The organism is Streptomyces sp. NPDC029296 (assembly GCF_055569255.1).
On the sequence record NZ_JBVHXT010000003.1, the window covers coordinates 214,075 to 233,028 of the forward strand.

The 18,954-nt window shown below is 73.5% G+C and carries 19 protein-coding genes; 12 read left to right on the forward strand and 7 right to left on the reverse strand.

Features of this window, described 5'->3' with window-relative positions:
* Positions 1-9: 9 nt before the first annotated feature.
* From ACZ4W9_RS04000 to pssA, 6 genes are all read left to right on the forward strand, one after another.
* On the forward strand, positions 10-2,037 hold the full coding sequence (locus tag ACZ4W9_RS04000) for a protein meaA (RefSeq protein ID WP_467932988.1): 2,028 nt from the start codon (positions 10-12) through the stop codon (positions 2,035-2,037).
* Positions 2,034-2,996, forward strand: coding sequence for an HpcH/HpaI aldolase/citrate lyase family protein (locus ACZ4W9_RS04005; RefSeq protein WP_467932989.1), 963 nt, complete (start codon positions 2,034-2,036; stop codon positions 2,994-2,996). The genes ACZ4W9_RS04000 and ACZ4W9_RS04005 overlap by 4 nt, the downstream gene beginning before the upstream one ends.
* A 5-nt stretch (positions 2,997-3,001) precedes the next feature.
* Positions 3,002-3,526, forward strand: coding sequence for a MaoC family dehydratase (locus tag ACZ4W9_RS04010; RefSeq protein WP_467933125.1), 525 nt, complete (start codon positions 3,002-3,004; stop codon positions 3,524-3,526).
* 3 nt (positions 3,527-3,529) lie between these two features.
* A complete protein-coding gene (locus ACZ4W9_RS04015) occupies positions 3,530-4,735 on the forward strand; it encodes an acyl-CoA dehydrogenase family protein (RefSeq protein WP_467932991.1) in 1,206 nt (401 codons plus the stop codon).
* A 169-nt stretch (positions 4,736-4,904) separates the two neighbouring features.
* On the forward strand, positions 4,905-5,555 hold the full coding sequence (locus ACZ4W9_RS04020; RefSeq protein WP_467932992.1) for a phosphatidylserine decarboxylase: 651 nt from the start codon (positions 4,905-4,907) through the stop codon (positions 5,553-5,555).
* Positions 5,556-5,577: 22 nt separating this feature from the next.
* Complete coding sequence (gene pssA / locus ACZ4W9_RS04025; protein ID WP_467933126.1) at positions 5,578-6,396, forward strand: CDP-diacylglycerol--serine O-phosphatidyltransferase; 819 nt, start codon at positions 5,578-5,580, stop codon at positions 6,394-6,396.
* 269 nt (positions 6,397-6,665) lie between these two features.
* Here the strand turns inward: pssA and ACZ4W9_RS04030 are convergent, their stop codons facing one another.
* Positions 6,666-7,802, reverse strand: coding sequence for a glycerate kinase (locus ACZ4W9_RS04030; protein ID WP_467932993.1), 1,137 nt, complete (start codon positions 7,800-7,802; stop codon positions 6,666-6,668).
* 161 nt (positions 7,803-7,963) lie between these two features.
* Here ACZ4W9_RS04030 and ACZ4W9_RS04035 point away from each other — a divergent pair, with 161 nt between their 5' ends.
* The gene (locus tag ACZ4W9_RS04035; protein WP_467932994.1) at positions 7,964-9,067 is read left to right on the forward strand and encodes an ADP-ribosylglycohydrolase family protein; all 1,104 of its coding nucleotides are present in this window, start codon (positions 7,964-7,966) and stop codon (positions 9,065-9,067) included.
* On the forward strand, positions 9,064-9,558 hold the full coding sequence (locus ACZ4W9_RS04040) for an NUDIX domain-containing protein (RefSeq protein ID WP_467932996.1): 495 nt from the start codon (positions 9,064-9,066) through the stop codon (positions 9,556-9,558). The genes ACZ4W9_RS04035 and ACZ4W9_RS04040 overlap by 4 nt, the downstream gene beginning before the upstream one ends.
* 4 nt (positions 9,559-9,562) lie before the next feature.
* Here the strand turns inward: ACZ4W9_RS04040 and ACZ4W9_RS04045 are convergent, their stop codons facing one another.
* Positions 9,563-9,763: a type II toxin-antitoxin system VapB family antitoxin gene (locus ACZ4W9_RS04045; RefSeq protein WP_467932997.1), complete on the reverse strand. Its 201-nt coding sequence runs from the start codon at positions 9,761-9,763 to the stop codon at positions 9,563-9,565.
* A 104-nt stretch (positions 9,764-9,867) separates the two neighbouring features.
* On the opposite strand from ACZ4W9_RS04045, the gene ACZ4W9_RS04050 reads away from it, so the two are divergent.
* Entirely contained in the window at positions 9,868-10,605 is a 738-nt protein-coding gene (locus ACZ4W9_RS04050; RefSeq protein ID WP_467932998.1) for an SIR2 family NAD-dependent protein deacylase, read from the forward strand.
* 26 nt (positions 10,606-10,631) lie between these two features.
* Here the strand turns inward: ACZ4W9_RS04050 and ACZ4W9_RS04055 are convergent, their stop codons facing one another.
* From ACZ4W9_RS04055 to ACZ4W9_RS04065, 3 genes are all read right to left on the reverse strand, one after another.
* A complete protein-coding gene (locus ACZ4W9_RS04055; protein WP_467933000.1) occupies positions 10,632-11,120 on the reverse strand; it encodes a methylated-DNA--[protein]-cysteine S-methyltransferase in 489 nt (162 codons plus the stop codon).
* Positions 11,121-11,172: 52 nt separating this feature from the next.
* Entirely contained in the window at positions 11,173-12,651 is a 1,479-nt protein-coding gene (locus ACZ4W9_RS04060) for an AlkA N-terminal domain-containing protein (protein WP_467933001.1), read from the reverse strand.
* A gap of 80 nt (positions 12,652-12,731) precedes the next feature.
* Positions 12,732-13,586 carry a methylenetetrahydrofolate reductase gene (locus ACZ4W9_RS04065; RefSeq protein WP_467933002.1) on the reverse strand — a complete coding sequence of 285 codons (855 nt, stop codon included), beginning with the start codon at positions 13,584-13,586 and terminating at the stop codon, positions 12,732-12,734.
* Positions 13,587-13,812: 226 nt separating this feature from the next.
* Between ACZ4W9_RS04065 and ACZ4W9_RS04070 the strand changes: the two genes are divergently transcribed.
* A complete protein-coding gene (locus tag ACZ4W9_RS04070; protein ID WP_467933004.1) occupies positions 13,813-14,520 on the forward strand; it encodes a B3/B4 domain-containing protein in 708 nt (235 codons plus the stop codon).
* Positions 14,521-14,548: 28 nt separating this feature from the next.
* A complete protein-coding gene (locus ACZ4W9_RS04075; protein ID WP_467933005.1) occupies positions 14,549-16,741 on the forward strand; it encodes an aminotransferase class I/II-fold pyridoxal phosphate-dependent enzyme in 2,193 nt (730 codons plus the stop codon).
* Between the two features lie 22 nt (positions 16,742-16,763).
* On the opposite strand, the gene ACZ4W9_RS04080 is transcribed toward ACZ4W9_RS04075, so the two are convergent.
* Entirely contained in the window at positions 16,764-17,207 is a 444-nt protein-coding gene (locus tag ACZ4W9_RS04080; protein ID WP_467933006.1) for a MarR family winged helix-turn-helix transcriptional regulator, read from the reverse strand.
* A gap of 226 nt (positions 17,208-17,433) precedes the next feature.
* On the opposite strand from ACZ4W9_RS04080, the gene ACZ4W9_RS04085 reads away from it, so the two are divergent.
* Entirely contained in the window at positions 17,434-18,168 is a 735-nt protein-coding gene (locus tag ACZ4W9_RS04085; protein ID WP_467933008.1) for an acetoacetate decarboxylase, read from the forward strand.
* Between the two features lie 229 nt (positions 18,169-18,397).
* On the opposite strand, the gene ACZ4W9_RS04090 is transcribed toward ACZ4W9_RS04085, so the two are convergent.
* On the reverse strand, positions 18,398-18,916 hold the full coding sequence (locus ACZ4W9_RS04090; protein WP_467933009.1) for an O-acetyl-ADP-ribose deacetylase: 519 nt from the start codon (positions 18,914-18,916) through the stop codon (positions 18,398-18,400).
* Between the last annotated feature and the right edge of the window lie 38 nt (positions 18,917-18,954).

An 18,954-nucleotide genomic window follows, 5' to 3' on the forward strand; every position in this document is an offset into this window, starting at 1 on the left:
GAGCCGCAGATGACAGAGCGTCAGAAGGACCGTCCGTGGCTCATGCGGACGTACGCCGGCCACTCCACGGCCGAGGCGTCCAACGAGCTGTACCGGCGCAATCTCGCCAAGGGCCAGACCGGCCTGTCGGTGGCGTTCGACCTGCCGACCCAGACCGGCTACGACCCCGACCACGTCCTCGCCCGCGGCGAGGTCGGCCGGGTGGGCGTGCCCGTCGCGCACCTGGGCGACATGCGCCGGCTGTTCCAGGACATCCCCCTGGAGCAGATGAACACCTCGATGACGATCAACGCCACCGCCATGTGGCTGCTGGCGCTCTACCAGGTCGTCGCCGAGGAGCAGGGCGCGGACGTCACCAGGCTCCAGGGCACGACCCAGAACGACATCGTCAAGGAGTACCTGTCCCGGGGGACCCATGTGTTCCCCCCGGGGCCCTCGCTCCGGCTGACGACGGACATGATCGCGTACACGGTCTCCCACATCCCGAAGTGGAACCCGATCAACATCTGCAGCTACCACCTCCAGGAGGCGGGGGCCACGCCGGTGCAGGAGATCGCGTACGCGATGTCCACCGCGATCGCCGTCCTGGACGCCGTGCGCGACTCCGGTCAGGTGCCCCCGGAACGCATGGGCGACGTGGTCGCGCGGCTCTCCTTCTTCGTGAACGCGGGCGTCCGCTTCGTCGAGGAGATGTGCAAGATGCGGGCGTTCGGCCGCATCTGGGACGAGGTCACGCGCGAGCGGTACGGCATCGAGGACCCCAAGAAGCGCCGGTTCCGCTACGGCGTCCAGGTCAACTCGCTCGGCCTGACCGAGGCGCAGCCGGAGAACAACGTCCAGCGGATCGTGCTGGAGATGCTCGCGGTGACGCTGTCGAAGGACGCCCGCGCGCGTGCCGTGCAGCTGCCCGCCTGGAACGAGGCGCTGGGCCTGCCCCGGCCCTGGGACCAGCAGTGGAGCCTGCGCATCCAGCAGGTGCTCGCCTACGAGAGCGATCTGCTGGAGTACGACGACATCTTCGAGGGCTCGAAGGTGATCGAGGCCAAGGTGGACGAGCTGGTCGCCGACGCCCTCGCGGAGATCGACCGGATCCAGGAGATGGGCGGCGCGCTGGCCGCCGTGGAGTCCGGCTATCTGAAGTCGCGGCTGGTCGCCTCGCACGCCGAGCGGCGGGCCCGGATCGAGTCCGGCGAGGAGAAGATCGTCGGCGTCAACGTCTTCGAGGGCACCGAGCCGAACCCGCTCACGGCCGACCTGGACACCGCGATCCAGACGGTGGACCCGGCGGTCGAGGCCCGGGTCGTCGAGGCCCTGCGGAGCTGGCGGGACACCCGCTACCAGCCGCCGTTCAACCACCCCCGGCCGTGCAAGGCGCTGGAGCGGCTGAAGGAGGCCGCCAAGGGCACCGAGAACCTGATGGAGGCCACGCTGGAGTGCGCCCGCGCCGGCGTGACGACCGGCGAGTGGGCCGCCGCCCTGCGCGAGGTGTTCGGCGAGTACCGGGCGCCCACCGGTGTCTCCTCCGCGCCGGTCGCGGTCGCCGCCGAGGCCGGCTCGGCGCTCGCCGGGGTGCGGGCCAAGGTGGCGGCCACCGCCCGCGAGCTGGGCGTCGGCAAGCTCCGCTTCCTGGTCGGCAAGCCCGGCCTGGACGGGCACTCCAACGGCGCCGAGCAGATCGCCGTGCGCGCCCGGGACGCCGGCTTCGAGGTGGTCTACCAGGGCATCCGGCTCACCCCGGAGCAGATCGTGGACGCGGCCCTCGCCGAGGACGTCCACGCGGTCGGCCTGTCGATCCTGTCCGGCTCGCACGCGCGGCTGGTCCCGGACGTGCTCCGGCGGCTGCGTGTGGCCGGTGCCACAGATATACCCGTGATCGCGGGTGGCATCATCCCGAACGGTGACGCCGAACAGCTCAGGGACGCCGGAGTGGCCGCGGTGTTCACCCCGAAGGACTTCGACATCACCGGGATCATCGGCCGCATCGTGGACGAGATCCGCACAGCGAACCAGCTCGACCCCCTGGAGGTCCCCGCATGACAACGGTCAACCGCCTTCGCCCCCGGCGCTCCTGCCTGGCCGTACCGGGCAGCAACCCGCGGTTCCTGGAGAAGGCGCAGGGCCTCCCGGCGGACCAGGTCTTCCTGGACCTGGAGGACGCGTGCGCGCCGCTCGCCAAGCCCGAGGCGCGGCACACCATCGTCAAGTTCCTCAACGAGGGAGACTGGACGGGCAAGACGCGGGTGGTCCGGGTCAACGACTGGACGACCGAGTGGACGTACCGGGACGTCGTCACGGTGGTCGAGGGCGCGGGCCCCCACCTCGACTGCATCATGCTGCCCAAGGTGCAGAACGCCCAGCAGGTCGTGGCGCTGGACCTGCTGCTGACGCAGATCGAGAAGACCATGGGCTTCGAGGTCGGCCGGATCGGCATCGAGGCGCAGATCGAGAACGCGCAGGGCCTGAACAACGTCAACGAGATCGCGCAGGCCTCGCCGCGGATCGAGACGATCATCTTCGGCCCGGCCGACTTCATGGCGTCGATCAACATGAAGTCGCTCGTCGTGGGCGAGCAGCCGCCCGGCTATCCGGCGGACGCCTACCACTACATCCTGATGAAGATCCTGATGGCCGCCCGCGCCAACGACCTCCAGGCGATCGACGGCCCCTACCTGCAGATCCGCAACGTCGACGGCTTCCGCGAGGTGGCCGGCCGCGCCGCCGCGCTCGGCTTCGACGGCAAGTGGGTGCTGCACCCGGGCCAAGTAGACGCCGCCAACGAGGTCTTCTCGCCCTCCCAGGAGGACTACGACCACGCCGAGCTGATCCTGGACGCGTACGAGTACTACACCTCCGAGGCGGGCGGCAAGAAGGGCTCCGCGATGCTCGGGGACGAGATGATCGACGAGGCCAGCCGCAAGATGGCCCTGGTCGTCGCGGGCAAGGGCCGCGCCGCCGGCATGCGGCGCACCAGCACGTTCGAGATCCCGGAGGCGTGAGCGCGATGCGGTTCGGACGCACCTACGAGGAGTTCGAGGTCGGCGCGGTGTACAAGCACTGGCCGGGCAAGACGGTCACGGAGTACGACGACCATCTGTTCTGCCTGCTCACCATGAACCACCACCCGCTCCACATGGACGCCAACTACGCCGAGAAGACGACCGACTTCGGCAAGAACGTGGTGGTCGGGAACTACGTCTACTCCCTGCTGCTCGGCATGTCCGTCCCGGACGTCTCCGGCAAGGCCATCGCCAACCTGGAGATCGAGTCGCTGCGGCACGTGGCGCCGACCTTCCACGGCGACACGGTCTACGGCGAGACGACCGTGCTGGACAAGTGGCCCTCGAAGTCGAAGGACGACCGCGGGATCGTGTACGTCGAGACCAAGGGCTACAAGCAGGACGGCACGCTGGTGTGCGTCTTCCGCCGCAAGGTGATGGTGCCCACCGAGACGTACGTCAAGGAGCGCGGCGGAGAGCAGCCGGGCCGCCCGGAACTCAACGCACCTACGGAAAAGACGGAGAAGTAGGCCATGGCCCGTCTCGCCCAGACCGCCGGTCTGACCGACGTCCAGCAGGAGATCCTCACCACCGTCCGGGATTTTGTCGACAAAGAGATCATCCCGGTCGCGACCGAGCTGGAGCACCGCGACGAGTACCCGCAAGCGATCGTGGACGGACTGAGGGAACTCGGCCTGTTCGGTCTGATGATCCCCGAGGAGTACGGGGGCCTGGGCGAGTCGCTGCTCACCTACGCGCTGTGCGTGGAGGAGATCGCCCGTGGCTGGATGTCGGTGTCCGGCATCATCAACACCCACTTCATCGTCGCGTACATGCTCAAGCAGCACGGGACGCGGGAGCAGAAGGAGCACTTCCTGCCGAGGATGGCGGCCGGCGAGATCCGGGGCGCCTTCTCGATGTCGGAGCCGGGCCTCGGCTCCGATGTGTCGGCCATCACGTCCAAGGCGGTCCGGGACGGCGACGAGTACGTCCTGAACGGCCAGAAGATGTGGCTGACGAACGGCGGCACCTCCTCGCTCGTGGCCGTACTGGTCCGCAGTGACGAAGGACACCCCGAGGGCACCGCCCCGCACCGGTCGATGACCACCTTCCTGGTCGAGAAGGAGCCGGGCTTCGGCGAGGTCCGTCCGGGCCTGACCATCCCCGGCAAGATCGAGAAGATGGGCTACAAGGGCGTCGACACCACCGAGTTGATCATGGACGGCCTGCGCGTGCCGGCCGACCGGGTGCTCGGCGGGGTCACCGGACGAGGTTTTTACCAAATGATGGACGGCGTGGAGGTCGGCCGGGTCAACGTGGCGGCGCGCGGCTGCGGCGTGGCCCAGCGCGCCTTCGAACTAGGCGTCCGCTATGCCCAGCAACGTCACACTTTCGGCAGGCCGATCGCCCAGCACCAGGCCATCCAGTTCAAGCTGGCGGAGATGGCCACCAAGGTCGAGGCCGCGCATGCGATGATGGTCAACGCGGCCCGCAAAAAGGACTCCGGGGAACGAAACGACCTGGAGGCCGGCATGGCGAAGTACCTGGCCTCCGAGTACTGCAAGGAGGTCGTGGAGGACGCCTTCCGGATCCACGGCGGCTACGGCTTCTCCAAGGAGTACGAGATCGAGCGCCTCTACCGCGAGGCCCCGATGCTGCTCATCGGTGAAGGTACCGCCGAGATCCAGAAAATGATCATCGGCCGCCGACTGCTCGAAGAGTATCGGTTCCAGGGCTGATTGTCCGGTTACGGGGTATTTTCTTCGAGAAGAAGATCACACCCCGTAGACGTTCTTCGGCCGCCGACTCGGCTTCCTGGCTTGCCCAGTTGTGGTCCGCGCCCGGTACGATCCGGGAAAGCCGCCGTCCCCCGTCAGAGCGCGGCATCATCCGCTACGAAGGTCATCCATGCCCCACACCTCTGCACACCGTGACCGCCTGGCAGGCGCACGCCTCGCGCGCGGAGCATCGCCGTGGCTTCTGCCGACCGTCGCCACCGCGGCCGTCAGCCTGGTCCGGGCCCGCCGTTCCGGCGCGGCCAGGGCCGTCGCCGTGCCCGCCACCGCGCTCGCGGCGGGCATGCTGTGGTTCTTCCGCGACCCCGAGCGCGAGATCGCCCCCGGCCGGGTCATCTCGCCCGCGGACGGTGTGGTGCAGAGCATCATGCCGTGGAAGGACGGCCGCACCCGTGTCGCGATCTTCATGAGCCCGCTCAACGTCCACGTCAACCGGGCGCCCCTCACGGGCACGGTGACGTCCGTCGAGCACATCCCCGGCGGCTTTGTTCCGGCTTTCAACAAGGAGAGCGAGAACAACGAGCGCGTAGTCTGGCATTTCGACACCGAACTCGGCGACATCGAGATGATCCAGATCGCCGGCGCGGTGGCCCGCCGCATCGTGCCCTACCTCCCGGAGGGCACGAAGGTCGAGCAGGGCGACCGTATCGGTCTGATCCGCTTCGGCTCGCGTGTCGACCTCTACCTGCCCGAGGGTGTGGAGGTCGCGGTCGAGGTCGGACAGAAGACCGTGGCTGGGGTGACTCGCATTGACCGTGATTGATCCGGAGACCCAGGCGGGCTGGGTGCCCGAGGCCGACGAGGTGGACGAAGAGGAGGAGATGCCCCTCTCTCTGCGTCTGTCGATAGCGGACACCCTCACGCTGGGCAACGCCACGTGCGGGTTCATGGCGGTGTACTTCACCACCACCGGCATCCTGATCCCGCACCTGACCGGCAGCCAGGAGTCCGGCATGGCCCGCCACAGCGCGGCCACGGCGGTCATCCTGATGCTCTGCGCGGCGGTCTTCGACCTGTTCGACGGCCTGGTGGCGCGCAAGCTGCGCTCGTCGCCGATGGGCGCGGAGCTGGACAACCTGTCGGACCTGATCAGCTTCGGCCTCGCGCCCGCGTACTTCGTGCTCGTCTACGGCATGGTCGCCGACGACGCGCACCAGCGGGTGGCGGCGGTGGGCGCGATCGTGGTGCTGCTGGCCGTGGTGCTCAGACTGGCGCGGTTCAGCTGCGTGACGCTGAAGGACGGCACGTTCCAGGGCATGCCCTCGCCGTTCGGCGCGCTGACGGTGGTCTCGATCGTGCTGCTGGAGCTGCCGTTCGTGGCGACGCTGCTGGCGATCCTGGGGACGGCGTGGCTGATGGTGAGCCGGGTGGAGTACCCGAAGCCGCGCGGCCGGCTGGCCGGGGCGATGCTCGGCTGGATCGTGCTGTCGATGGGGCTGCTGGCCGCGTGGGCCTTCGACGCGCCGAGCGGTCAGCTGCTGCTCCAGACGGGTTGCGCGCTCCAGCTGGTGATGGGCGCGGTGATTCCGCTGTTCGCCACGGCCCGGCGGGTGAACAACTTCCGCGGCAACCGCCGCGAGGCGCGTGCCGCGCAACTGCCGTAGCGACGCTTCGACGAGGGGCCCCCTACCCGACCCGGGTAGCGGGCCCCTCGCTCGTGTCCGGACCCCCGCTCCGCGCACCCGCCCACCCGTCCCGGTAGACCGAAAGCGTCCCGGCAGGCCGAAAGGCCGCCGCACGGCCACGCCCGTCGCCGGCTCCCGCCGCGGGCAGTGCGAGGGCACGGGCCGGGGGCCGGCCGGCACCTCTCGGCCTGCCGAGTCGGATGGTGGACGGGCGGGGCCGGGGGTCCGGGGGCGGAGCCCCCGGGGGGTCAGCCCAAGTGGGTCTCGGCCAGGCGGACGGCGACCCGCTCCAGGATCGGCCCGGCATCGGCGATGCACTTGGCGACGTCCGGCTCGACCGACGTGAGGGGATACGCCTCCGAGATCCCGGCCCGCCGCAGCGCCTCCTCGGGCAGGGCGAGCCGTCCGCACACCGCCACCACCGGCTTGCCCGCGGCGCGCGCCGCCGAGGCCACCCCCGCCGGCGCCTTCCCGTGCAGCGTCTGCTCGTCCAGCGAGCCCTCGCCGGTGATCACCAGGGACGCCCGTTCCAGGGCGGGCGCGAAGCCCAGGACGTCCAGCATGACCTCGATGCCGGGGCGGAACCGGGCGCCGAGGAGCAGCGCGCCGTAGCCGATGCCGCCGGCCGCGCCCGCGCCCGGGGACGCCGCGTACTCGGCGGCGCGCGGGCCCGCCTCGGCCTCCAGCACCTTCGCGAAGTGCGCCAGCGCCGCGTCCAGCGTCGCCACGTCGTCCGGCGAGGCCCCCTTCTGCGGGCCGTACACGGCGGGCGCGCCCTTCGGCCCGGTCAGCGGGTTGTCGACGTCGCTGGCCAGCACCAGCTCGACCGAGGACAGCCGCGGGTCCAGGCCGGAGAGGTCGGCGCGGGCGAGGCCGGCCAGGCCGCCGCCGCCCGGGGAGACCGGCTCGCCCGCCCCGGTGAGGAACCGGGCGCCCAGCGCGGCCAGCATGCCCGCGCCGCCGTCCGTGGTGGCGCTGCCGCCGACGCCGAAGACGATCGTCCGCGCGCCCGCGTCCAGCGCGGCCCGCAGCAGCTCCCCGGAGCCGTACGTGGAGGCCGTCAGGGGCGCGAAGACCCCGGCCGGCAGCCGCTGGAGGCCGCTCGCCTCGGCCATCTCCACGACCGCGGTGCCGTCGCGCAGCGCGAACGCGGCCGTCACCTCCTCGCCGAGCGGCCCGGTCACCCGGACCTCGCGCCGTTCGAAGCCGGCCGCGACCGCCGCGTCCACGGTCCCGTCGCCGCCGTCGGCCACGGGCAGTGCCTCCACCGCCAGGTCCGGCACGACCCGGCGCAGCCCGGCCGTCACCCGCTCGGCGACCTGCACGGCCGTCAGCGAGCCCTTGAACTTGTCCGCGGCGATGAGCACCCGACGGGTCTCGTTCACTGCAGCGTCCGCCACCTTGTCTTCCCCTTGCTCTCCGGGCCCCGCGCACGGCGGGGCCAGTCGCGCCGCTGTGACGATAACCGCAGGACACCCCCGCCGTCATGCCCCGCCCGAACCCTGGAAGGGCGCGAGGAGCCGGGCCGAGTGGGTACTCCGCTGCCATGAGCACCCAGCGCACCGCACCGGACCTCGCCGACCGGCTGCACGGCGGCTGGCTCGGCCGGATCGCGGGCAACATGCTCGGCAAGCCCGTCGAGCAGGGCGAGGTGTGGACCCGCGACCGGATCGACCGGTATCTGCGCCGGGCCGCCGCCCTGCCGCTGACCGACTATCTGCCCGAGCCCGCCGACCCGGCCGAGGCCGCCGCGCTGCGCCCGGAGTGGCGGTGCTGTGTGCGCGGCCGGATCGACGGCAGCTGCCGGGACGACGACGTGGACTACGCGATCCTCGGCCTGCACCTGCTGGAGACCCACGGCTTCGGCTTCAGCACCGAGCAGGTCGGCGACCTGTGGCTGCTGAGACTGCCGTACCTGCAGACGTTCACGGCGGAACGGGCCGCGTACCGGAACCTGGCCAACGGCCTGAAGCCGCCCCTGACGGCGACGTACGACAATCCGTACCAGGAGTGGATCGGCGCGCTGATCCGCGCCGACGTCTTCGGCTGGACCTGCCCCGGTGATCCCGCCCGGGCCGCCGGCCTGGCCCGCCGGGACGCGGTGCTCTCGCACACCGGCAACGGTGTCTACGGCGCCATGTGGGCCGCCGCGCTGATCGCGGCCCCCTTCACCGCCCCGACCGTCCGGGACGCGCTGGAGGCGGCACTCGGGGTCGTACCGGCGGGCAGCCGCCTGGCCCGGACGGTGCGGCGGGTCGCGAGCCTGCACGAGACCCGGCTGCCCTGGGACCAGACCCTGGCCACGGTGGCCGAGGAGACCGCCGGGCTCGGCTGGATCCACACCGTGCCGAACGCCGCCGTCCTGACCGCCGGCCTGCTGTACGGCGAGGACGACTTCACCCGGACCCTCGCGCTGACCGTGCGCGGCGGCCTGGACACCGACTCCAACGGGGCCACGGCCGGTTCGGTGGCCGGGGTGCGCACCGGGGCGCGGGCCATTCCGGCCCAGTGGCGGGAGCCGCTGCGGGACACGGTGCGCAGCGCGGTGTTCGGTTTCGACGGCGTACGGATCAGTGCGCTGGCCGAGCGCACCCTGCGCCTGGCGACGGCGGGTTCGCCGGACGGGCGGCTGGTTACCCTGTCCGGATGACCACCACTCCTGACTTCGCCGCGTACATCGCGAGCCTGCCGCGCGTCCTCGCCGGGGCCGCCGCGCTCTTCCGGGACGCCGAGGGCCGTGTGCTGCTCGTGGAACCCAACTACCGCGAGGGCTGGGCCCTGCCGGGCGGGACCATCGAGTCCGACACCGGGGAGACACCGCGCGAGGGCGCCCGCCGGGAGACGCTGGAGGAGATCGGGCTGGACCGTCCGCTGGGCCGGCTGCTCGCGGTGGACTGGGTGCACGGCACGGACCGGCCGCCGGTGGTGGCGTACCTGTACGACGGCGGTGTGCTCACCGAGACCGAGCTGAAGGCCATCCGGCTCCAGGAGGAGGAGCTGCTGTCCTGGCGCCTGGTCGCCCGCGAGGACCTGGCCGCCCATCTGCCGGGCGCGCTGGGCCGCCGGGTGCTGACCGGGCTGGACGTGCTGGCGGAGGGCGGCGGCACGGCGGAGCTGGAGAACGGCCACCGGGTGGCCTGACCGCTCAGCGCTCCGGGTCCGGGGGCCGCGCGTCCACCTCGCGCAGCGCCTCGTCCCGGGCGGCGATCCGGGCCTCGGTGCGGTGCCCGCGCCCGATGTAGTCCCGGACCGCCGCTTCCACGGCGTCCTGCGGGCTGCCCACCCCCGCGAGCACCATGACCTCCACGACGAGTTCGGCGTCGAGCGAGACAGTCACCTTGGCCATGTGGGGACGCTGCACCGGAGGGCTCCCCTCCGGGACTGTTCCGCGGCGGCCGCCCCGGGTTAACCGCTCGCGGTGGCCGCCGCGCCCGCCCTACCCTCGGTGCCATGGCCAAGCCCCTCGTCGCCCTGCTGAGCGGGGCCGGTATCTCCACCGACTCCGGGATCCCCGACTACCGCGGGCCCGACGGGCTGTGGCGGCGCGATCCGGAGGCCGAGAAGCTCGTGACGTACGAGTACTACATGGCGGATCCGGAGATCCGGCGCCGGTCCTGGCTGATGCGGCGCGAGAGCGGCACGCTCGGGGCCCGGCCGAACGCGGCGCACCGGGCCGTCGCCGAGCTGGAGCGGTCCGGCGTCCCGGTGCGGGTCCTCACCCAGAACGTGGACGGGCTGCACCAGCTGGCCGGCCTGCCCGCCCGCAAGGTCCTCGAACTGCACGGCAGCGCCCGCGGCGTGGTCTGCACCCGGTGTCACGCCCGGGGGCCGATGGAGGACGCGCTCGCCCGGGTGGAGGCCGGCGAGGCGGACCCGCCGTGCCTGGAGTGCGGCGGCGTCCTGAAGCCGGCGACGGTGATGTTCGGCGAGCGGCTGGATCCCGTGGTCCTCGGCGAGGCCGCGGCCATCGCCAAGGCCTGCCAGGTGTTCGTCGCCGTCGGCAGCAGCCTCCAGGTGCACCCCGCCGCCGGGCTGGCCGGGGTCGCCGCCGACCACGGCGCCCGGCTCGTCGTCGTCAACGCCGAGCCGACGCCGTACGACGACCGGGCCGACGAGGTGATCCGCGAACCGATCGGCACCGCGCTGCCCGCCCTGCTCGCCCGGCTGGCCGCGGAGGGCGGCGCGTAGCGGCCGGGGCCCGTCGGCCGTGGTGGTCAGAACAGGGCCGCGCCGCCGCCCCGTTCGAAGTCCAGCAGCCGGCGCTTGCGGTCCAGGCCGCCGCCGTAGCCGGTGAGGCCGCCGCCCGCGCCGATCACCCGGTGGCAGGGCACGATGATGCCGACCGGGTTCTTGCCGTTGGCGAGGCCGACCGCGCGGGAGGCCTTGGGGTTGCCGAGGTCGTCGGCGAGCTGGCCGTAGGAGCGGGTCTCGCCGTACGGGATGCGGGTCAGCCGTTCCCAGACCCGGCGCTGGAACGGGGTGCCGTGCAGGCGGAGTTCCACCGTGAACTCCTTCAGCTCGCCCGCGAAATAGGCCGCGAGCTGTTCCTCGGCCTCCGCGAACGGAGCATCGTCGGGGGTGCCGAAGCTCTCCTCCGGCGGGCGGTGGCGCTGGCCGGCCATGTACAGGCCGCACAGGACGCCGTCGTCGGCGACGAGCGTGAGCGGGCCGTAGGGGCTGTCGATGACGGTGTGCTGCTTCATGGCGGGGTCCTCGTACGGGTGCTCAGGCGTAGGTGTCCTTGTATCAGGATCCTTACGCGGGAAGGAAGTTGATGGGGTGGCTGTCGGTCGCCCACAGGTACTGGACGGCGTACGCCCGCCAGGGCCGCCAGCCCTCCGCGCGGGCGGTGAGCGCGGCCGGGGTGGACGGCAGGCCCAGTTCCCCGGCGGCGCGCCGGATGCCGAGGTCGGTGGGGAGGAACGCGTCGGGGTCGCCGAGGGCGCGCATGGCGATGACGTCCGCCGTCCATGGCCCGAAGCCGGGCAGCGCGAGCAGCCGGGCGCGGGCCCCGGCCCAGTCGGTGTCCACTCCCAGGCGCACATCGCCGTCGGCGAGCAGCCGGACCAGGGTGGTGAGGGTGGCCCGCCGGGTGCGGGGCATGGCCAGGGTCTCGGGGTCGACGGCGGCCAGCGCCTCGGGCGAGGGGAAGAGGTGGGTGAGGCCGCCCTCGGGGTCGTCGAGGGGTTTGCCGTGCGCGGTGACCAGGCGGGCCGCGTGGGTGCGGGCGGCGGCCGTGGACACCTGCTGTCCGAGCACGGCCCGGACGGCGAACTCGGCCTCGTCGACCGTGCGCGGCACCCGGCGGCCCGGGCCCCGGTCGACCAGCGGGGCGAGCAGCGGGTCGGTGCGCAGCCGCTCGTCGACGGCGACGGGGTCGGCGTCCAGGTCGAGCAGGCGGCGGCAGCGGCTGATGGCCACGGTCAGGTCGCGCAGGTCGCTCAGCGTGAGCCGGCAGGAGATGTGGTCGGGGCGCGGGGCGAGGGCGACGATGCCGTGGCCGTAGGGCAGCCGCAGCGTGCGCCGGTAGGCGCCGTCCCGCCACTCCTCCACGCCGGGTACGGCGGTGGCGGCGAGGTGGCCGAAGAGGTTGGACGGGTTGAGCGGGGCGCGGAACGGCAGCCGCAGGGTGAGCACACTGGGGGTGCCGGCGCCGCTCGCGGGCACGCGGGCGCGCAGCTCGCTCGGGGACAGGGCGAAGATCTCGCGGACGGTGTCGTTGAAGGCGCGCACGGAGGAGAAGCCGGCCGCGAACGCGATCTGGGCCATGGGCAGCGCGGTGGTCTCGATGAGCAGCCGGGCGGTCTGGGCGCGCTGGGCGCGGGCGAGCGCGAGCGGTCCGGCGCCCAGTTCGGCGAGGAGTTGCCGCTCGACCTGCCGGGCGCTGTAGCCGAGCCGGGCGGCGAGTCCGGGGACGCCCTCGCGGTCCACGACGCCGTCGGCGATCAGCCGCATGGCGCGGGCGACCAGGTCGGCGCGCTGGTTCCACTCCGGGGAGCCGGGGCTGGTGTCGGGGCGGCAGCGCTTGCAGGCGCGGAACCCGGCCTGCTGGCAGGCGGCGGCGCTCGGGTAGAACGTCATGTTCTCCGGCTTGGGCGGCACCACCGGGCAGCTCGGGCGGCAGTAGATCCCGGTGGTCAGGACGGCCGTGAAGAACCATCCGTCGAACCGCGCGTCCTTGGACCGCACGGCGCGCACGCAGTGCTCCCGGTCGAGGTGAGTCCCTGTCTGCATGCCTCCAGCATCGGCCACGGGCCGGCTCGTCGCTGGCGGAAATCCGACATGAACCCGGTCTGGCCCGGCCCTTCACCGTTTCAGGGTGTGGGCGCGGGGGTGTGCTGCCGCCGGAACCCGTCGATCCACTCGGTGGTGGCGCGCAGTCCGCCGAAGGTGTAGAAGTGCACCTTCACCACGCCGTGCCGAGCGGGATCGTAGCGGTCGGCCAGCGCGTGCAGGAAGCGGTCCGGGCCGGTGGTGCCCATGAGATGGGTCAGCGAGAAGCCGTACTTGCGGGCGACGGAGGCGCTGGTGCCGACGCCGAACCGGGTGGCGTAGCCCAGCAGCCGGCGCACGCCGGCCGGGCCGGGGACGCCGACGCGGACGGGCAGGTGCACGCCCCGGGCGCGCAGGGCCTCCAGCCAGGCGAGGACCGGGTCCGCGTCGAAGCCGAACTGGGTGATGACCTCGCCGTCGAACCGGTCGGCGCCGATGACGGCCGCCTTGTCCGTGAGCGCCGACCACAAGGCCCGGTCGGTGATGCCGGGATGGCCTTCCGGGTAGCCGGCGATGCCGATGTGCCGGACGCCGTGGTGGCGCAGCACCCCGGTGCGCAGGACGGCGAGGGCGTCGGCGTAGGGGCCCTCGGGACGGGCGGGGTCGCCGCCGACGACGAACACGTTCCCGGCGGTGCCGTCGGCGGCCAGCCCGGCGAGGAACTCCTCCAGGGCGGCCCGGGAGGGCAGCCGGCGGGCGGAGACGTGCGGTACGGGGACGAAGCCGAGCCGCTTGACCGCGCGGGCCGCCGTCAGCCGGGTGGCGGTGTCCTCGCCGGCCAGGAAGGTGATGTTGATCCGGGTGCCGGGCGGGATGCCGTCGCGCGCCTCCTCCAGCCGGGGCACGTCCTTGCCGGTCATCTCCAGGGAGAAGTCGTCCAGCAGAGCGGGGTTCATGGGGCTTCTCGGCTTTCGTACGGCTGGTCCCGGACGCGGCCGATGATGTCACGCGGGGTGCCGGAACCGGCGGGCAGGGCTCCTCCCCACCGGTTTATGGACCTGTGCACCGCTCCTTGTTTGGCCCTGTTCGCCGGGCCAACGGCGGGGCAGGGTGGGGTTTCCGATCACCCGAGGAGGTCCCGTTGAGTGTTCCGTCCGATCCCGGCGCGCGAGCGGTGGTGGCGTGACCGTGTTCTTCCGGCATACCGACGCGGTCCGGGCCGCGTTTCCCGAACTGTCCGCCGGCGCGCTGTACGCCGCCGGTGTCGGCGCCCCGGCCGACACCGGTCCGCGCGCCGCCGTGTACACCGCGCGGGCCCTGGCGCGGCTGGCGCGGGCGGCCGAGGGCGAGTTTCCCGAGGTGCTGGCCTGGCGGCGGGCCTTCAGCCGGATGGGGGTGAAGCCGACGCAGGTCCGGTCGGCCTCGGAGTCGCTGCTGCGGCGGCTGCGCAAGGAGGGCGGGCTGCCGCGCATCCATCCGCTGGTGGACCTGTGCAACGCCGTCTCGGTGGCGTACGCGGTGCCGGTCGCCGTCCTCGACGTGGACCGCGTCACCGGGCCGGTGCTGGAGGTCCGGCCGGCGCGGGGGGACGAGACGTACACGCGGTTCGGCGGCGGCGACGAGTCACCCGTGCCCGGCGAGGTGACGTTCGTGGACTCGGCCGGCCGGGCGCACGCGCGGCGCTGGACCCACCGGCAGAGCGGGTATTCGGCGGTCGGCACGGGGACCGGGCGGGTGCTGGTGGTGACGGAGGCGATGCACGACGGCGGCGCGGACACCGTGGCGGAGGTGCTGAAGACCATCGAGGAGCAGGTGGCCGCGCACTGGCCGGCCACCACGGCGACGGCCGTCCTCACCGCCGGCGCCCCGGAGTTCGGCTTCGGGTCCTGAGCGGACGCTGGGGCGGGCGCGTGACAGCATGAGCGGCGTGGACGAGGGGCGGGACACGGTGGAGGCGCCGGCGCGCGGATCCGACTTCCTCCAGCTGGCCGTCGCCGACGTGCCCGCCGGCGGCAAGGCGGAGTGGCTGGCCGGACGGCTGCGGGAGGCGATAGCGGACGGCCGGCTCCCGGTGGGCGGCCGGCTGCCGCCCACCCGCGTTCTCGCGGCCGAGCTGCGGGTCTCCCGGGGCGTGGTGACGGAGGCCTACCGTCGCCTCGCCGAAGACGGCCACGTAACGGGCCGCCGCCGCGCCGGCACCACCGTGGTCGCCTCCCCGCTCGTCCCGCCACCCCCTGCGGGTTCCGGCAGCGGGCGGACGGCGGGGCCGGACCCGGCCAGGGGCGACGGCGTCGGGCGGGGCACGGGGGGCGCCTCCGGGCACGGCGACGGCTTGCGCCTGGGCGCCACGGACGGGCACGGGCCCACCGGCACGGACGGCACCGACGGCCCGGGCACCGGCAGCACCCGCGGACACGCCGACGGGCCCGGACACACCGGGGCCGGTGGCACGAACGCCGACGGCACGGACGCGGGCGGCACCCGCGGACACGCCGGCGCACCGGGCACGGGCGGCGCCGACGAGCCCGGACACACCGGGGCCGGTGACACGGGCCCGGAGGACGCCCGCGGGCACGCCGCCGGCATCGGCGCGGGGACAACCCGCCGGCAGACCGACGGCCGCGGACCGGGCAAGACCGACGGACACGGGCCCACCGGCACGAATCGCACCGACGGCCCGGGCACCGGCAGCACCTGCGGACACGCCGGCGCACCGAGCACGGGTGGCGCCGACGAGCCCGGACACACCGGGGCCGGTGACACGGGCCCGGAGGACGCCCGCGGGCACGCCGACGGGCTCGGGGCCACCGGCGTCGGCGGTGGGGGAAGCGGCAGGGCCGGGGGCCGAGGTCCCGCCGGGTGGTCCGGAGGCCGGCTCCCGGGCCGAAGCCCCGCCGGGCTGCCCGGCCGCCAGCCCGTGCACCGGGGCTCCGCCGGGCCCTTCGGCGGTGGGCCCGCGGACCGCGGCCCCGTCAACCTCTTCCGCGGGGTGCCCGGCGTCGATGTGTTCGACGTGTTGCGGGAGGTGCCCGCCGACGTCGACTTCACGCCGGGGCGGCCCGATCTCACCGCCTTTCCGCGGGCGGCCTGGCTGCGGGCCGAGCGGGAGGTGCTCGCCGAGGCGGCCGCGGGGCATCTGGGCTACGGCGACCCGCGCGGCGCGCCCCCGCTGCGGCGGGCCGTCGCCGACTGGCTGGCGCGGATGCGGGGCGTACGGGTGGACCCGGACGCCGTACTGATCGTCGCGGGCACCGCGCAGGCGCTCACCCTGCTGCACCCGGTGCTGCGGGCGGACGGCGTCGACGCGGTCGCCGTGGAGGACCCCGGCTCGCTGGGGGCCCGCCAGCATCTGGCGAACGGGGGCCTCGCGACCCCGCCGGTGCCGGTCGACGAGAACGGCGTACGGGTCGACGCGCTGCGGGCGACCGGCGCCCGGGCCGTCCTGCTCACCCCCGCGCACCAGTTCCCGACCGGCGTCGTCACCAGCGGCGAACGGCGGCGGGAGCTGCTGGAGTGGGCCCGGGCGGGCGGGCTGATCCTGGAGGACGACTACGACGCCGAGCACCGCTACGACCGGCCCCCGGTCGCCGCGCTGCGCGCCCTGCTCGCCGACCGGGTCTGCTATCTGGGCAGCGCCTCCAAGCTGCTCGCGCCGGCGTTGCGGATCGGCTGGCTGGTGGCACCGGCCCGGTACCGTACCGCGCTGGTCGACGCCAAGCGCTTCAACGACCTGGGCAACGCGGTGCTGCCCCAGCTGGTGCTCGCCCGGCTGATGGCGTCGGGGGAGCTGGAGCGGCACCTCAGGCTGGTGCGCGGGCGCCACCGCGGACGGCGGGACGCGATGATCGCCGCGCTGGCCGGGCAGCTGCCGGGCGCGGTGGTGCACGGCGCGGCGGCGGGCCTGCACCTGACGGTCACGTACGCCGGGGACGTGCCCGACACGGAGTTCGCGGCGGCGGCGCTGGCGCACGGCGTGAAGTGCCATCCGCTGTCCTGGCACCGCCAGTCCCCCGGGCCGCCCGGCCTGGTCCTCGGCTACGCCGCCGGTTCGCCCGGTGTCATCGCCGACGGCGTGGCACGGCTGGGCAGGGCCCTGCGCGCCCTGCGCTGACAGCCGCCGGGAACCGTCCGGGTCAGGTGTCCTCGGCGACGTCGGACGCGGTGGCGTTGTAGCGGGCCAGCAGCGTGCGCAGGGTCCTGACCTCGTCCGGGGCCCAGCCTGCTGTGCGGGCGCCGGTCTCGCGGTGCATCCGGGCGTCGGCGCGGGCGAGGAGTTCCCGGCCGCGGTCGCTGGGCCGCAGCAGCTGGACGCGGCGGTTGCCGGGGACGCTCTCGCGGACCAGCAGGCCGGCCCGCTCCAGGGCGGTGACCTGGCGGCTGATCGTGGACTTGTTGAGGCCGTAGAGCCCGACCAGGTCGCCGGCCCGGGCACCGCCGCGTTCGGCCATCTCGGACAGCAGGGAGTAGTCGACGAAGCTCAGGTCGGGGTGGAGCCGTTCGGCGTTGACCCGGAAGCGCCGGGAGAGGGTCACCAGCTCCCGCACGAGCCCCGGGACCTCCGTGTCGTCGTCGGTCACGCGTCCGTCCTTCCCCGTAGTCCCTGTACGCATGATCACACAGGGGCCGTACGTTGTGTTTTGCAACATGTCGCCTCGGGGGTCACGGTGAGGTCAGTTGCATGACAACTCACCGATCCCGCGGCCCCGTCCGGGCACCCCATGGCGGCCGGACGAGATGTTTGCCGCGCTTCGCCCCCTTATGCTCCGGATAGTCCGGAGGGGCCAGGAGAGGCAGGCGAGAGTCATGCGAGCCGAGGACGTCGTCCGTGCACTGTCGACACCGCTGGATGCCCCGGCCTTCCCGGCGGGCCCGTACCGGTTCACCGACCGGGAGTACCTGAACATCACCTACCGGACGGACCCCGAGGCCCTGTGCCGGGTGGTGCCGGAACCCCTGCGGGTGACGGAGCCGCTGGTCCGCTTCGAGGTCATGCGGATGCCGGACGTCACCGGTCTGGGCGACTACACGGAGGCCGGTCAGCTGGCCGTCGTGGAGCACGAGGGCGAGACGGGCGCGTACAGCCTCTCGATGCACGTGGACAACTTCCCCGCCATCGCGAGCGGACGGGAGATCGGCGCCTACCCGAAGAAGGCCGGCCGCCCCCGGCTCTACGTCGACCAGGACACCCTCGTCGGCACCCTCGACCACGGCACGCTGCCCGTCGCCCGCGCCACGATGGGCTACAAGCACCGGCGGCTGAACACCGAGCAGGCCCGCGAGGAACTGACCCGGCCGGTGTTCATGCTGAAGAAGCTGCCGCACTACGACGGTTCGCCGCGCATCTGCGAACTGGTCCGGACACAGATCGCCGACATCGTGGTCAAGGGCGCCTGGAGCGGTCCCGCCCGGCTCCAGCTCTTCGCCCACGCGCTGGCCCCGCTCGCGGACCTGCCGGTGCTGGAGGTCGTCTCCGCCGCCCACGTCGTCACCGACCTGACCCTGGGCGGCGCCCACGTCGTCCACGACTACCTCGCCTGACCGCCTCGATCCGCGCTCCCCGCACGCCTGTCTCGACCCGGACACCTTCACCGCCGAGACCCCCTGCGGCCGCTACCAGGGCGTCACCGACCAGGTGGTCATGTCCCGGACCCCGGGACGGTTCCGTACCGTCCTGGTCCCGCGCGGCAGCGGCGCACCGGTCTGGCTCCCCCGGCACGGCTGACCGCGACCGGGCCGCGTGTCCCGGTGGCGGACGCCGCCCTCCGGGTCAGCCGAGGTCGCCGAGTTCGCGGGCGAAGGTCTCGTACGCCCGGGTGTCGAAGAGGACGAAGCGGATCTCCTCGACGGCGGTGGGGGTGGCGCGTACGGCCCGGGCCGCGATGCGGGCCGCGTCCTCCATCGGCCAGCGGTAGACGCCGGTGGAGAGGGCGGGGAACGCGACCGTGCGGGCGCCGAGTTCGTCGGCGACGCGCAGGGACTGCCGGTAGCAGGAGGCGAGGAGGTCCGAGCGGTCCTCCGTCGGCGACCAGACCGGGCCCACCGTGTGGATCACCCAGCGGGCGTCCAGGTCGCCCGCCGTGGTGGCGACCGCCTGACCGGTGGGCAGGCCCCCGCCGTACCGGGAGGCGCGCAGCGCACGGCACTGCGCCAGGATGGCCGGGCCGCCGCGGCGGTGGATCGCGCCGTCCACTCCCCCGCCGCCCAGGAGCGAGGAGTTGGCCGCGTTGACGAGGGCATCGGCGTGCTGCCGGGTGATGTCGCCCTGGACGAGGGTGATGCCGGTCATGTCGGTTTCGCCTCCCGGTCGGCCGCCGCCTCGGTTCG